12 protein-coding genes are annotated in these 15,289 nt (G+C 65.0%); 11 read left to right on the plus strand and 1 reads right to left on the minus strand.

What is annotated here, in order from left to right; translation table 11 throughout:
• Window positions 1–384 precede the first annotated feature (384 nt).
• The 8 genes from DYS74_RS15495 (at window position 385) to DYS74_RS15530 (ending at window position 6,827) form a co-directional block, all read left to right on the plus strand.
• Window positions 385–1,347 (plus strand): ArdC family protein, encoded by a 963-nt coding sequence (locus DYS74_RS15495; RefSeq protein ID WP_113902095.1) that lies wholly within the window; start codon window positions 385–387, stop codon window positions 1,345–1,347.
• On the plus strand, window positions 1,344–1,700 hold the full coding sequence (locus DYS74_RS15500; RefSeq protein WP_113902096.1) for a DUF2958 domain-containing protein: 357 nt from the start codon (window positions 1,344–1,346) through the stop codon (window positions 1,698–1,700). The genes DYS74_RS15495 and DYS74_RS15500 overlap by 4 nt, the downstream gene beginning before the upstream one ends.
• 163 nt (window positions 1,701–1,863) lie before the next feature.
• A complete protein-coding gene (locus DYS74_RS15505; RefSeq protein ID WP_121534595.1) occupies window positions 1,864–3,978 on the plus strand; it encodes a ParB/RepB/Spo0J family partition protein in 2,115 nt (704 codons plus the stop codon).
• Window positions 3,979–4,074: 96 nt separating this feature from the next.
• Window positions 4,075–4,380 (plus strand): hypothetical protein, encoded by a 306-nt coding sequence (locus DYS74_RS15510; RefSeq protein ID WP_113902098.1) that lies wholly within the window; start codon window positions 4,075–4,077, stop codon window positions 4,378–4,380.
• Between the two features lie 415 nt (window positions 4,381–4,795).
• Entirely contained in the window at window positions 4,796–4,960 is a 165-nt protein-coding gene (locus DYS74_RS15515; RefSeq protein ID WP_183077563.1) for a hypothetical protein, read from the plus strand.
• A 199-nt stretch (window positions 4,961–5,159) separates the two neighbouring features.
• Complete coding sequence (locus DYS74_RS15520) at window positions 5,160–5,708, plus strand: hypothetical protein (protein ID WP_183077564.1); 549 nt, start codon at window positions 5,160–5,162, stop codon at window positions 5,706–5,708.
• A 65-nt stretch (window positions 5,709–5,773) separates the two neighbouring features.
• On the plus strand, window positions 5,774–6,190 hold the full coding sequence (locus tag DYS74_RS15525) for a hypothetical protein (RefSeq protein ID WP_113902101.1): 417 nt from the start codon (window positions 5,774–5,776) through the stop codon (window positions 6,188–6,190).
• The gene (locus tag DYS74_RS15530) at window positions 6,183–6,827 is read left to right on the plus strand and encodes an antitoxin of toxin-antitoxin stability system (protein ID WP_113902102.1); all 645 of its coding nucleotides are present in this window, start codon (window positions 6,183–6,185) and stop codon (window positions 6,825–6,827) included. Before DYS74_RS15525 ends, DYS74_RS15530 begins: the two co-directional genes overlap by 8 nt.
• Before the next feature lie 11 nt (window positions 6,828–6,838).
• Here DYS74_RS15530 and DYS74_RS15535 read toward each other — a convergent pair whose 3' ends face one another.
• A complete protein-coding gene (locus DYS74_RS15535) occupies window positions 6,839–8,383 on the minus strand; it encodes a Fic family protein (RefSeq protein ID WP_121534596.1) in 1,545 nt (514 codons plus the stop codon).
• Window positions 8,384–8,617: 234 nt separating this feature from the next.
• Between DYS74_RS15535 and DYS74_RS15540 the strand changes: the two genes are divergently transcribed.
• The 3 genes from DYS74_RS15540 (at window position 8,618) to DYS74_RS15550 (ending at window position 15,244) form a co-directional block, all read left to right on the plus strand.
• Window positions 8,618–12,934, plus strand: coding sequence for a strawberry notch family protein (locus DYS74_RS15540; protein ID WP_113902104.1), 4,317 nt, complete (start codon window positions 8,618–8,620; stop codon window positions 12,932–12,934).
• Entirely contained in the window at window positions 12,934–13,977 is a 1,044-nt protein-coding gene (locus tag DYS74_RS15545) for a DUF7146 domain-containing protein (RefSeq protein WP_121534597.1), read from the plus strand. Before DYS74_RS15540 ends, DYS74_RS15545 begins: the two co-directional genes overlap by 1 nt.
• A 331-nt stretch (window positions 13,978–14,308) precedes the next feature.
• The gene (locus DYS74_RS15550; RefSeq protein ID WP_113902106.1) at window positions 14,309–15,244 is read left to right on the plus strand and encodes a DUF2493 domain-containing protein; all 936 of its coding nucleotides are present in this window, start codon (window positions 14,309–14,311) and stop codon (window positions 15,242–15,244) included.
• The last annotated feature ends 45 nt before the right edge of the window (window positions 15,245–15,289 follow it).

Genomic DNA, 15,289 nt, shown 5'->3' on the forward strand with positions numbered 1-15,289 from the left:
AGATCACTTGTTCAAAGAACAAGGCCGCGCGCTCCGGCGGCACATCCCGTATGCCCAAAACCGCTTGACTGGGGCGACCCCGTTACCGAAGTCCTGAGCCTAGCGATTGCGCAACAGATAAGCGCAGATATCACGGGAATTACAACACGTCGGGGATTGAGGGCTCGCGAGTGGTGGCTTTTGCCATTTCACACCTGACTCGGCTGAATACGAGGATTGCCGAGGGAAAGCCTTCCCCCTGGTCGGCACTGGCGTTACCGACACCCCCCCCATCAGCGGGGAGACCCCGTAACGCCCCCTGAGAGTGAAAGTGCGGGCGGGTTTTCCGTGACGGGTTGAGGGCTGGAGGAGAGGCCTCCGGCGCCCGTCGCGGAGATCAATCCGATGGCGAGAGAGCATCGCGCAGCCCGCAAGAGCGGCCCGCGCACGAACCTTTATGACGACATCACCGACAAGATCATCGCCGAACTAGAGGACGGCCGGCTGCCCTGGGTTCAGCCCTGGGGAACGGCGGCGGCGGAGGCGCCGCTCGCCATGCCGCGCAACGCCAGCACAGGTCGGCAATACTCCGGGATCAATGTCCTGATCCTCTGGGGCGCGGTCATCCAGCAGGGCTATCCAACCCAGCATTGGCTGACCTTCCGCCAGGCGCTGTCAATCGGTGGCAATGTCCGCAAGGGCGAGCGGGGCACAACCGTCGTCTATGCTGATCGTTTCACGCCTGAAGACGAGAAGCGCCGCGCCCGGGAGGTCGGGGGAGACGCCAACAGCATCCCGTTCCTGAAGCGCTTTACCGTGTTCAATGCGGCGCAATGCGAGGGGCTGCCCGACGACATCGCCGTCGAGGCACCGCCACCGCCGCCCGGGCTGATCGAGCCGCGGGTCGAGGCACTGATCAAAGCGACCGGCATCGACTTCCGGATCGGTGGCAACCGCGCCTTCTATGTCCCCGCGCTCGATTATGTGCAGGTGCCACCTCCGCAGGCTTATTTTGAGCCGATCAACTGGCACAGGACCGCCCTGCACGAGATGGGGCACGCGACAGGACATGCCTCACGGTTGGGGCGGGACTTCTCGGGGAGTTTCGGCACGAAGACATACGCTTTCGAGGAACTGATCGCCGAGATTTCGAGTGCGTTTTGTTGCGCCTCGCTCGGGATTATCCCGACGGTGCGCCACGCAGATTACGTGGGCGCGTGGCTGGAGGTGTTGCGCGAGGATTCCCGCGCGATCGTTCGTGCAGCCTCGCAGGCCAGCAAGGCGGCCGATTGGCTGCTGGCCCATCTGCCGGACAACAGCACCGATGTTGAACGGCAAACCTCGACGGAAGGGAGGGCTGCGGCATGATCCTCCTGACGGCGTCACAACGTGCGCAGCTTTTGGCCAATGGTCGCCAGGCTGATACCGATCACATCCCGGTCGTGAAGTTCTTCAATCCCTTTGGCGCCGGTGTCTGGCTCGCGACCGAGCTCGATGAGGACGGCGACATCATGTTTGGCCTGGCCGACATTGGCTACCCCGAGCTTGGCTCCTGGAGTCTCAACGAACTGCGCTCGATCCGGCTGCCCTTCGGCATGGGCATCGAGCGGGATCTGCTGTTCACGGGGGACTTGCCGATATCGGTCTGGGCCGAGACCGCCCGCGAAACCGGCAGTATTCGCTATGCCGAACGCCTGCTTTATCGCTCTGGCTTCGGTTGACCGGGATACCTCCGATACGCAGATCCGGCATTCCTGATTGCCGGGTTTGTGGTTCTGCGGGTTCGGTGTCGCTCTCTTCAGAGGAAGAGGGCGGCGCTTCGCTTCGTGACGGGCTTGTAGCCGGAGAGAGAGGCTCCCCGGCGTCCGTCATGGAGACACTGACATGGCCACTGCCACGCAGAAGATCACCCTGTCGTCCTCGCGCGACATCCCTTTCAACAAGCTGGTGCTCAGCCAGTCCAACGTCCGGCGCGTGCAGGCCGGCATCTCGGTCGAGGAACTGGCCGAGTCCATCGCCCGTCGCGGGCTGATCCAGTCGCTGCATGTGCGTCCCGAGCTCGACGCCGAGGGGCAGGAAACCGGCCTCTTCGAGGTGCCGGCTGGCGGCCGTCGCTATCGGGCGCTGGAACTTCTGGTCAAGCAGAAACGCCTCAACAAGACCACGCCGGTGCCCTGTACCGTCTCGGATGCCGGAAACGATATCCTGATCGACGAGGTCTCGCTCGCCGAGAATATCGAGCGCGCGCCGCTGCATCCGCTCGACCAGTTCCGCGCCTTCCAGGTCCTTCGTGAGAAGGGCATGAGCGAGGAGGAAATCGCCGCCGCCTTCTTCGTCGAGGCCAAGGTGGTGAAGCAGCGTCTGCGCCTGGTCTCGGTCTCGCCGTCGCTGCTCGAGACCTATGCCGAGGAGGGCATGACGCTGGAACAGCTCATGGCCTTCACCGTTTCTGACGACCACGCCCGCCAAGAACAGGTCTGGGAGTCGATCAAGGATAGCTGGCAGAAGGAGCCTTACACCATCCGTCGCATGCTGACCGAGACCACGGTGCGGGCCTCCGACAAGCGGGCGCTCTTCGTCGGCATCGAGGCCTATGAGGCGGCGGGCGGCCATGTGCTGCGCGATCTCTTCCAGCAGGACGATGGCGGCTGGCTGCAGGACCCGGTGCTGCTCGACCGGCTGGCCGGCGAGAAGCTGAAGACCGAGGCGGAGACCATCGCCGCCGAGGGCTGGAAGTGGATCGAGGTCGCGGTGGATTTCTCCTATGGCCATACCAGCGGCCTGCGTCGCCTGAGCGGCACCACCATCGACCTGACCGACGAGGAACGTGCCGAGCGTGAAAAGCTGCGGGACGAGTTCGACGCGCTGGAGGCGGAATATGCCCAGGCCGACGAGTTCCCCGACGAGGTTGATGCCCGCCTCGGCGAGATCGAAGAGGCGCTGGAGGCCTTCGAGGCCCGGCCGATGCGCTATGACGCCGATCAGATGGCCCGTGCAGGTGTCTTCGTCGGCATCCGCCATGACGGCCAGCTCGCCGTCGAGCGTGGCTATGTCCGTGCCGACGACGAGGCGATGGAAGGTCAGGAAGGGCAGGGGGCCGATGGGTGTTCGCCCGAGGGTGGCGAGTCCGGTGGTATGCAGCGCGCTGTCATTACGGTGGGCGGCACGGCGACCGAACCCGATGAGGACGAAGAGCTTGAGACCATCCGGCCGCTGCCCGATCGCCTCGTTAGCGAGCTGACCGCGCATCGCACGCTGGCGCTCCGCGATGCCGTGGCGTCCAACCCGCATGTCGCCGTGACGGCGCTCCTGCATCGGTTGGTCACCGATTGCTTCCTGCCTCATTCCACCAAAGGGTGCCTGGAGGCCCATGTCCGGGAGGTTCACTTCCCTGCGCAGGCCGAGGAGCTGGGCGAAAGCGCGTCGGCGCGCGCCATCGCCGAGCGGCACGAACGCTTGGGCGATCATATCCCGGCCGACGATGCGGCGCTCTGGGACTGGCTGGTCGATCAGGACGACGACACCCGCATGGACTTGCTCGCCCATTGCATCAGCTTCGGCGTCAACGCCTTGCACGAGAAGCCCAACCCCTATGGCGGCATGGGCGTCAGCCAGCACGGGCTCGACGTGCGCCTGTCCCAGGCCGACAGGCTGGCGCGGGCAACCGACCTCGACATGGTGGCCGTGGGCTGGCGCCCGACCGTCGCCAACTATCTCGGCCGCGTGACCAAGCCGCGGATCATCGAGGCGGTGCGCGAGGGCGCTGGCGAGCGGGCGGCGCAACTCATCGACCATCTGAAGAAAGGCGATATGGCCACGGAAGCCGAGCGCCTGCTGGCCGAAACCGGCTGGTTGCCGGAGCCGCTGCGCATGGTCGATCCCGATGCGGACGCCGGGGGCGACACCGAGGCGGATGATCTGCCTGAATTCCTTGCCGGCGATGACGAGGATGAAGAAGCCACGGAGGACGAAGACCAGTTGATGGTCGCCGCCGAATGATCTTCAGGTGGGGCGGCGTCGGCTGCCCCGCCTCATCCCTTCCGTTTCCGCAATTCGCCCGGTCCTCGTGACCGGGCTTTTCTTTGGAGAACCCTGATGCCTGCAACGATCGATATCGACCGAATATTCCGTGAGAACCGCGCCAACCCGCCTTCGGAACGAACGCTGCCCTGGGAGGAAACCCGCGATGGCATCACCGTGGTGGTGGAGCCAAAACCGCATTGGTCGGATGACATGCGCGCCTTCCGTCTCGAAGCCCGCGAATATTGCCGCTACGCCGATTGGACCGCGAACGGCGGTCATGCCCGGTTCTACGGTCATATCGACACTTCGGGCGACGATCTGATGATGAAAGCACGCGCGATGATCGCCCGCGAAATTGCCGATGGGCTTTGGGGCTGAAAGCCCGTTCACGTCCGACGATAGCCGCCACCGTCTTCCTGTCATCGGCCTGTATGGCTCCGGTTCCAGCTCAGCAAGGTGCCGCTCATCATGTTCGGCATCGGATTCCGCCCCCGTCCTTGACCACATTCCTGCTGCCAGCGTGGCAGCAAGGGCTGGCCAGGCGGGGCATCTGCAAGGGGGTATCCGGCGCCTGTCGGATGCAAGACACCACCCCCGCTTCCATTCGCTAACCTTGGTCTGATCCGTCTCTTTGACATTCAACCCCGGAGGGGTCGGCTTACGCATACGTGCCGCCCTCGGGGATTCGGAAAAAGTCCGAACGCCCGGGGGTGAGTGCAGATCCGGTCAGACACGTCGGGCGCCTGTCGCGCGGGGGATGGTCCCCCGCCTCCCAAGACAGGAGCCGGAACCCATGTCCTATGCAGATGCCACCGCCTTCGCCGCCAGCCTCGCCGCCACGCTTATGGTCTCGATCGTTGTATTCCAGGCCGGAGACGGCACTCACGCCGCTTGCCCCGCCGCCGAGTTCGACGGTGATGAGGACATGGTGAAGCTGGAACTGGATCCATGGGAGTGAGGCGCGAAAGCGCCTCATCCCCGACGGCCCGAGCGCGGAGACCCGCGCTTCGGGTCTTCTGTGCCTCACGATGGCCCCCATCGCCGGCACTGGAACCGGGAACAAGCCCGGTCAGAGAGGAAGAGTGCGGGCCGTTCGGCCGTGACGGGTTGAGGGCTGGAGAGAGAGGCTTTCTGGCGCCCGTCATGGAGTGATCCCGATGACCTTTGCCCGTTCCGAAACCTTCCGCCCCATCGGCCAAATTCTCGCCGCCGATGTTCTGCCCGCGCTTTATCGGTCGCAAAAGCTGCCGCTGCGCATCTCGTGCCTGGGCGTCGCGAGTTATGACGCCAGTGACCAGACGAGCCGCTTCGATTGCGTGATTCCGCTTGGGGAATGCCCATCATCGGAAGAGGCCATCCAGGCCGCAGCCTTGCGCCTGTCGCGTGGTGAGATTTGCACGGGGACGGATAGCTTTCCGTATTTCCAGCCACACATCATGCTCATTCAGGATCGCGATCAGCGCCTGGTCCTCGCCGGCGAAATCCGCGCCGGCATTATCCTCTGGCAGCAGCCGGTCGCCTCCGATGCCGAGGCACGCAGGATTGTGACCGAGGCCAGCCGACTGCGCGGTATGGCATTCCGAGCCTCCGAGCCCGGTGATGCGAGACGGCTGCGTTACCGCGCCGCGGCGCTGGAGGCCCGATTGGTCGATCCCTTCTGGCGCGAGACCGCGGCCGATCTTCTCCACCTGCCACAGGCCGCCTGAGCTTCACCCTTTCCATTCCATTCGGCCCGGTTTCACGCCGGGCCATGTCATGCCCGGAGACCATCATGGCCGACTATTTCACGCACTTTTCCTGCCTGCTCGACGTTGGGACGCACGACAATGCTGCCCGCGCACTCGATCTCTACAACGCTCTGGCGGACGACAATACCGCCGAAGATCCGCCTTCGGACGGCTTCCAGCTCTCGATCCAGCCAGAACATGGTGGGACTCAGCTCTGGATGCGCGACGATGGCACCGGCGATCTCGAGCACGTCATCCGATTCGTCAAACGCTGCGCGAAAGAGTTCGGGCTGACCGGCCTTTGGGGACTGCAATACGCCAATACCTGCTCGAGGCCGCGTTTGGACGGGTTCGGCGGCGGGGCGCACGTCCTCGATCTCGCCACCGGAGAGACTTTGGACTGGACCAATACCGATGGCTGGCTTTCCACCGTTCTGGAGGGAGGCAATCCCTATGAGTGAGGTCATCGAGATTACCGTCTATCGCCTCGACGAGCTTTCCGAAACGGCACGGGACAGAGCCCGCGCCTGGTATCGCGAAGGTGGCTTCGACGATGACTGGTACGATGCCGTCTATGAGGATTTCCAGCGCGTCGCCGAAATCCTCGGGCTGAACCTCAAGACCCGAACCGTCCGGTTGATGGGCGGCGGCACACAGCAGAAACCCTGCATCTGGTTCCGGGGCTTCTGGAGCCAGGGCGATGGTGCCTGCTTCGACACCTTCTATGCCTACCGCAAGGGCGCGCCGCGCCGGATCAGGGAATACGCGCCGCAGGACTCCGAGCTGCACCGCATCGCCGATGCCCTGCAGGCGATCCAGCGGCGCAATTTCTACCAGCTTCGCGCCGAGGCCAGCCATCGCGGCCATTATTACCACGAGTACTGCATGGCGATCTCGGCCGAGCGTGACAGCCCGAGCTGGCAGGGCATGACCGCCGATGCGGAGGACACCATGATTGAGGCGTTGCGCGATCTGGCTCGCTGGCTATACCGCCAGCTCGAGCGCGAATACGACTATCTGTCTTCGGATGACGTCGTCGATGAGACCATCATCGCCAACTGTTACACCTTCACTGAGGCCGGCCAGCGGTTCGGGTGAGGTGCAACGCCTCAGAACTCCTCCTGCAACTCCGCATAGATGGCTTCGATCCGGTCGGCCTCCTCGTCGGTCAGAGCGGCGAACTCCTTCGCTCTGGCGCGTCCGGAGAGTCTGCCACCGTTCTGGTGCAGGAAGCGAAACAGCAGGTCGAGCACGCGGTCGGGCATGTCGATCAGGCCCGAGACGCGGGACTTGAACCCGTCATAGGCACGCAGGAACCGCGTCTCTGCTGGCAGGTCATGGTCGATTGTCTGGGCCACGCAGGCGAAGAGGAATTCGGCATGGGGCGTGGCATCGAAGAAGCGATAGAAATCGCCGGTGTCGTTCAGCACCTCGACGTTTCCGCGATCGGTTGGGCGCCAGCTGACATGGGGCAGCAGTCGACGCGAATAGCTTTCGAGGACCTGCCGGTAAGCCTCGATCCGTTCGAGGATCACCGCCGACACCGGAAAGACCAGCCCGGGCGGATTGAAGCCGCGTGCAGCAAGCACGTGGTGGATCAGGTAGCGATGGAGGCGCCCGTTGCCGTCCTCAAACGGGTGGATATAGACGAAGCCGAAGGCGAGGCCGGCGGCCGCCAGAACAGGGTCGAGTCCCGGGGCGATATCGCGGTCGAACGCTTCGAGCCCCGCGATCAGCGCAGGCAGGTCTTCATGCCGGGCGCTGACGTGATCGGGGAGGGGCACGCCGGTCGCGCGGTCGTGCTCGCCAATGAAGCCGCCGTCCTGCCGCAGGCCCAGATGGACGAAGCGGGCATCGCCGATGACGATGCGTTGGAGACGTTCGAGTTCTGCCCGGTCGATCGGATGCCGTCCGGCTTCACCGATGATCTGGCCCCAGCGCCGGATGCGATCCTGGGGCGGGTTCTCGCCTTCGATCTGGAAACTCGACCGTGAATCCTTGAGCAGCAGGAAGGCCGCCGTGCGCGCGAGCAGATCGGCGGGCACCTCCGCCAGCACTGCGCGGGCTTCGGCTGCCAGATCGCGGGCGATGAAGGCCTCGATTGCCGCTGTGCGGAAGATCATCGGGCAGAAATCCGGGGTGCCGGGCAGGTTGTTGCGGACCCGGTGGCGCGGTGAGGGGGGGCCCTCTGCGTCCCATTGGAGCTTGGCATCGACCACGGGCGCATAATTGCCGCGCGTGGCGTCGGGCAGATCCAATTCCGCGCCGAGGAGCCACTCATAGAGGAACCAGATCCTGCGCGCGTAGCTGCCCGTCGGGGCAGCCTCGACAATGGCCTGGATCGGTCCCGGGCCGGTTGCCTTGAACAGTTGCTTGAGAACTGCCAGATCCAGCCCCTCGTAGCGTAGCGCGAAGGTCAGGTGACCGATGAGGCTCGCCTCGGGTTCATGGCGGGGCGTGTAGAGGCGCCAGCCGTCGGCCGCGTAGACCTTGTGACGTGGGCCGATAGCGGAAAGTGTCCGGGGCAGGGGTGTTGCGAGCGCATAGGCGTCGATCAGCGCGGCATAGCCCGCAGGTGTGGCCTCCTCGGGAAGCCAGCGCTCGTGAAAAACGGTTACGGCACCTGAAAACGGATTCCTTTGCGCCTGTTCCATGAAATTCAGATCTCAGCCCTGATGATTGATTTCAAATTCGTGCATCTCATGAATATGGATTAAAATCAACGAAACCTTGCGAAATCTAATAGCGGAGCGCTGTCGCCCTCGGGTCTGCGAGGTGATGGGGCATGAGGTGCCGAGTCAGAGAGGGGCCGGGACGGGGTGAGTCCGGGTGGTCGAGAGAGAGCACTGTCCGGGTCTTCCCGTTCCCGCTCTCCGAGGTTCCCCGATATGAACATTTCGTCTCCCGTGACAGATCCGGTCACGCAGCCGGCCCCCGCGATCCTGGCCGCCGCCCATCTCCTCCTTTCCCATCTCGAACGCGGTCAACGCGTCGATGCTGCGATCCTGCGCAGCGCCATGGAAACCGCTTTCGGTGCCTCCGACGCCAGCGGCGCGTGGGACTGGAAGCTCGCCTATGAGGCCTGCGAGGTCGCCACGGTGCTGTTCCTGCGCAAATACGGAAAGGCGCTCTTCCGTAAAGCCGCCTCTCCGGTGTCCCGGCTCGCTCCGCTAGCGAAGATCGCGGGCCTACTGCCTACGCAGACCCGCCGCTCCGAAGAAAGCCAGAGCTTCCAGCAGTTTTCGACGCCGATTCCGCTCGGCCTTGCTGCGCTGGCGGCGGCCGGGATCTCGCCGGACGATGTGGTGCTGGAACCTTCGGCGGGCACCGGCCTGATGGCGATCCTGGCACAGGCTGCCGGCGGCTCGCTGATCCTCAACGAACTCGCCGAGACCCGCGCCGATCTTCTCTCTTCCCTCTTTCCGGCCTTTCCCGTCACCCGGTTCGACGCCGCCCAGATCGACGATCATCTGGCCCCGGAGGCCGTGCCGTCCGTGGTGCTGATGAACCCGCCTTTCTCGGTCATGGCCAATGTCGAGGGACGGATGGCGGATGCTGCGCTTCGCCATGTCGCCTCGGCGTTGGCCCGGCTCGTCCCCGGCGGGCGGCTGGCCACAATCACCGGTGCCAATTTCGGACCGGAAGCTCCAGCCTGGCGCGAGGCCTTCATGCGCCTGCAGGAACGCGGCCGCGTGGTCTTCACAGCGGCCATCGATGGCGCGGTCTTTGCGAAGCACGGTACCAGTATCGACACGCGGCTGACAGTCATCGACAAGCTGCCCGCCGACGATCCGTCCCGCTTCCCGGCATCAAAGGGCATAGCACCCGACGTCGCCACGCTGCTCGGCTGGATCGAAAGCCAGCTTCCGCCGCGCTTGCCGGTTTCGCTGCCGAAGGTCGCATCTCCCGTTCCGGCGGCTGCCCCGAAGACCGTGCGCGGTTATCTCACTCGCGCCGCAGCATCCCGACCTGCCGCCGCACCGGCGTCCGATTCCGAGGGGGTGGAGCTCGACTATGAGACCGTGGACTGGACGCCGTCAGAGGGCGCGCGCCTGTCGGATGCAATCTACGAGGAATACGCTCTGCAATCTCTGCGCATTCCCGGCGCCGAGCCGCATCCGACTAAGCTGGTGCAATCGGCGGCCATGGCCTCGGTTGCACCGCCAAAACCGTCCTGTCGGCCGATGTTGCCCGCCGACATCCGCACCCGACTGTCGGACGCCCAGCTTGAAACGGTGATCTATGCGGGGGAAGCCCATGCCGATCATCTCGCGGGTGCCTGGATCGTGGACGAGCATTTCGACAATGTGAGCGCCGCGACCGAGGATGCTGCCGGAGCAATCCGGTTCCGCCGGGGCTTCATGCTCGGTGATGGAACCGGCGCTGGCAAGGGCCGTCAGTCGGCCGGGATCATCCTCAACAACTGGCTACGGGGACGCCGCAAAGCGATCTGGATTTCCAAATCCGACAAGCTGATCGAGGACGCGCAACGCGACTGGTCGGCGCTCGGCATGGAGAGGCTGCTGGTCACGCCGCTCTCGCGCTTTCCTCAAGGCGCAAAGATCACGCTCACGGAAGGCATCCTGTTTACCACCTATGCCACGCTGCGCTCCGACGACCGGGGCGAGAAGGTTTCGCGCGTGAAGCAGATCGTCGAATGGTTGGGCAGGGACTTCGATGGGGTCATCATTTTCGACGAGAGCCATGCCATGCAGAATGCCGGTGGTGGAAAAGGAGAGCGCGGCGATATCGCCGCCTCGCAGCAGGGACGTGCGGGCCTGCGGCTCCAGCACGCGCTGCCCGATGCCCGAGTGGTTTACGTCTCGGCAACCGGAGCCACCACGGTCCACAATCTTGCCTATGCGCAGCGCCTCGGTCTCTGGGGTGGCGAGGACTTCCCGTTTGCCACCCGGGCCGAGTTCGTCGAGGCGATTGAGGCCGGCGGCGTTGCGGCGATGGAGGTGCTGGCGCGCGATCTGCGGTCCCTCGGCCTCTATACCGCCCGCTCACTCTCCTACGATGGCGTCGAATATGAACTGGTCGAGCACAAGCTCACCGATGAGCAGCGCCGCATCTACGATGCTTACGCGGCCGCATTCGCCGTGATCCATGGAAACCTGGACGCGGCGATGGAGGCGGCCAACATCACCGGCAGTGAAGGCACGCTAAACCGGCAGGCCAAATCCGCCGCGCGCTCGGCCTTCGAGAGCACCAAGCAGCGTTTCTTCGGCCATCTGCTGACCTCGATGAAAACCCCGACGCTGATCCGTTCGATCGAAGCCGATCTGGCGGCGGGCCATGCGGCCGTCATCCAGATCGTCTCGACCGGCGAGGCGCTGATGGAACGGCGGCTGGCCGAGATCCCCACCGACGAATGGAACGATATTTCCGTCGACATCACGCCTCGGGAATATGTCGGCTCGTATTTGCAGCATTCCTTCCCGGTGCAGCTCTACGAGCCCTTCACCGACAGCGAGGGCAATCTTTCGTCGCGGCCCGTGTTCCGCGATGGGCAGCCGGTCGAGAGCCGCGAGGCCGTGGCGCGGCGCGACGAGATGCTCGAACAGCTGGGCTCGCTCCCGCCGGTTCCCGGTGCGCTCGATCAGATCGTTCAGCGCTTTGGCGCCGATCTGGTGGCGGAGGTCACGGGCCGCTCGCGCCGGATTGTGCGCAAGGGCGATGGCACATCGGCCCGCCTCGCCGTCGAGAACCGCGCGCCCTCCGCAAACCTGGCAGAGACCTCGGCCTTCATGGATGACCAGAAGCGCATCCTGGTCTTTTCGGATGCCGGGGGCACCGGGCGCAGCTATCATGCGGACTTCTCAGCGCGGAACCAGCGCCTGCGGGTGCACTACCTGCTGGAGCCGGGCTGGAAGGCCGATGCCGCTATTCAGGGGCTCGGGCGCACCAACCGCACCAATCAGGCGCAGCCGCCGCTGTTCCGACCCATCGCCACGGATGTCAAAGCCGAGAAGCGCTTCCTTTCGACCATCGCCCGCCGCCTCGACACGCTGGGCGCGATCACGCGCGGGCAGCGCCAGACCGGTGGTCAGGGGCTGTTCCGGCCCGAGGACAATCTGGAATCCGCCTATGCCCGCGATGCGTTGCGCCAGCTCTATTTGGCTGTAGTGCGCGGCAAGGTGGAGGGTTGCTCGCTGGAGAGGTTTGAATCGGCCACCGGCCTGAAGCTGATGGACAGCAACGGTGTGAAGGACGAACTGCCGCCGATCACCACCTTCCTCAACCGCCTGCTGGCGCTGACCATCGAGTTGCAGGGCATCCTGTTCTCGGCCTTCGAACAGCTTCTGCAGGCGCGGATCGACGGGGCTATCGCATCCGGCACCTATGACATGGGGCTGGAAACGCTGAAAGCCGAAAGCTTCATCGTCACAGACCGGCAGGTGATTCACACGCATCCGGGCACAGGGGCAGAAACCCGGCTCCTGACGCTCATCGAGCGCAAACGTAATCAGCCGGTCACGCTCGCTGCAGCCCTGGCGGAACTGGGTGATCCCCGCGCAAGATTGCTCATCAACGAGCGATCCGGTCGTGCCGCCGTGCAGATCCCGACCGCCAGCGTCATGCTGGATGACGGCGAGATCGAACGGCGCGTGCGGTTGATCCGGCCTATGGAGGCGATGAACATTCCGGTGCGGGCGATGGGCGAAACCCACTGGATCGAGGCCGACCATGCCGACTTCGCCACGGCCTGGAACGCGGAACTGGCAGAGGTGCCGGAGTTCACCGACAGCATCCTGCATATGGTGACCGGACTTCTGCTCCCGATCTGGAAGCGCCTGCCACAGGACTCCTCCCGCGTCTATCGGCTCCAGACCGACGAGGGCGAGCGCATCATTGGTCGCCGGGTCTCGCCGGCCTGGGCTGCGAGCGCCTCGGCCAGCGGCGTCACCAGCAGCATGACGCCGGACGCCGCCTATGCCGCGCTGATCGAAGGTCGCACGATCCTTGATCTCGCCCAGGGGCTGCAACTGCGACGGTCCCGTGTCATGGGCACGAACCGGATCGAACTGACGGGCTTCACCGATGCGATGCGCGAGCGTCTGCGGGCCTATGGCCTCTTCAGCGAGATCATCTCCTGGAAGCTGCGCTTCTTCGTGCCCGTTGATGCCAGCGGCCCGACGATCCTCGGCAAACTCTTCGACCGCTGGCCTGTCGAGCGCATCGGCGAGCGGGTGGCAGCCTGATGCCCGGACACGACGCATCCGAGCTGGCGCAGCGTCTCGGTCGGCAGGCCGAGGCGGTGTGCCGCCACTACCTGTCGTCCGGCCATCGCGCCGGCCGATACTGGGTGGTCGGCGATGTACAGAACACACCGGGGCGTTCCATGTTCGTCCGCCTCGCCGGCCGGGACAGTGGCAAGGGGGCGGCGGGAAAATGGACCGATATGGCCACCGGGGAGCATGGCGATCTGCTCGATGTCATCGGTGAGGCGCTTGCTCTCGCCGATTTCAGGGACGTTGCTGAGGAAGCGCGCCGTTTCCTCTCCCTCCCGCATCCCGAGCTGGAAAAGTCGAGGCCCCCGGTCGATAACACCTCCAGCAGCGCGCCCGGTTCACCTGAAGCTTCACGGCGGCTCTTCGCCATGGCGCAGCCGATCAGGGGCACTCTTGCGGAAACCTACCTGCGCGGGCGGGCGATCTCCTCCCTCTCGGACACCGCCGCGCTACGGTTCCATCCCAAGTGCTATTATAGGCCAGACGCGCAGTCGCCCACCGAGGTCAGGCCGGCCCTCGTTGCCGCCGTCACCGATCTGGCCGGCCAGCAGACCGGTGCGCATCGCACCTGGCTTGCCCCGGACGGATCCGGCAAGGCGGCTCTGGAGACACCGCGGCGGGCGATGGGTGACCTTCTCGGCCACGCAGTCCGCTTCGGCACCGCCGCTGAGGTGCTCGCCGCCGGGGAGGGCATCGAGACCGTGCTGTCGCCCCGTCAGGTTCTGCCCCGCATGCCGATGCTGGCGGCGCTTTCGGCCGCTCACCTCGCTGCTATCCTGTTCCCGCCATCCCTGCGCCGGCTCTATATTCTGCGCGATCGCGACCCGGCCGGGGACGGCGCCGGAGACAGCTTGGTGGTCCGAGCCGCGAGCGCCGGGATCGAAACGATATCGCTCACGCCGGTCGAGGGCGACTTCAACGATGATCTGCGATGCCATGGCGCTGATGCCCTCCGGGCGCGTCTGCAGGATCAGCTTCATCCTGAGGACCTCCGCCGATTCATGGAGGGGTGACACCGTGATCGGTCCTTGCGGCGCGACCTGGCCGCGTCTCCTGCCGGTTTCGTTCTCTGGCCATCGGCAACCGCAACCATCGCCCGAGAGGTCCGCCCCACGGCCTTCGGAGAGGGCGATCGGCGCACAAACGGGCCGGGCAGGCAATGGCCGGGAGCGGACTATTTTCCGCCGGCGGCAAGCCGCCTTTGCATCGCGAAAGTCAAAATAGTCCGCTCCCGGCCATCAAGGCCCTCGCGGAGGGGCGAGGACTGCCGACCCGTCCCGCCCGTGCGCTTCGATGCCTGCGAAGGCCGCGATGGGCGCGGCCTCCAGACGAAGGACGCTCCCGATGGAAGACGAAACCGAATATGCAGGGGCTGAGCCCGCCCACACCTCCTCCCAGACCGATCACGCCCTCACCGAGCTCCAGCTCTACGGCTGGCGTCCGTTCCAGGATGAACCCGATCCTCGACCGCTGCCCGAGGGCAATACCGTCGCCAGTGCCGTCACCGACATCTTCGACGCCCTCGTGACGACGCTTGGCGACACCCGCCTCGAACCCGATCTCGAAGAACTGCTCTGGGGGACCGTCAATCTCTTCCACCGCGCTACCAGCCGGGTCGAACGTGATCTCGACATGAATGAGCAAGCGCAGCGCCGGATGCAACGCGAGCAGGATGGCAGCGAGGTGAAGTCGGTCGAACTCGAACGCCTCACGGCAGAGGGGCAGACTCTGATCGAACGGCGCGCCAGCATGGAACTCTTCCGTGACCTCGCTGCCGAGGCATTCGAGCACCACACTGGCAGCGCCTGGCGGCCCCGCACCGGCTCGATGGTCAACCATCGCAACCTGACCGCCGCGATGATCGACAGCCGCGACTTCCTGGCTGCGAAACGTCGGGCAGAGACCGAGGTGATGCTGCCCGCAGGCCCGAAGGTGGCGCTGACCGGTGGCGCCGACTTCAACGATCACCGGCTGATCTGGGCGAAGCTCGATCAGGTCCATGCCAAGCACCCGGATATGGTCCTCCTGCATGGCGGCTCACCGAAAGGTGCGGAACTGATCGCCTCGCGATGGGCCGATCATCGCAAGGTGCCCCAGGTGGCCTTCCGGCCTGACTGGGCGAAGCACGCCAAAGCCGCGCCCTTCAAGCGTAACGATGCCATGTTGGACGTGCTGCCGGTCGGCGTCCTTGTCTTCCCCGGCACCGGGATTCAGGATAACCTCGCCGATAAGGCCCGTAAGCTCGGCATCCCGGTCATGAAGTTCGATGGCGGCGCGTAAGCGCCGCCGTTCGGCGGCTTTCGGCCACCCAATCTTGACACGGGG

Origin of the sequence: Paenirhodobacter hankyongi, from assembly GCF_003664585.1 — a bacterium.
GTDB classification, from domain to species: domain Bacteria; phylum Pseudomonadota; class Alphaproteobacteria; order Rhodobacterales; family Rhodobacteraceae; genus Rhodobacter; species Rhodobacter hankyongi.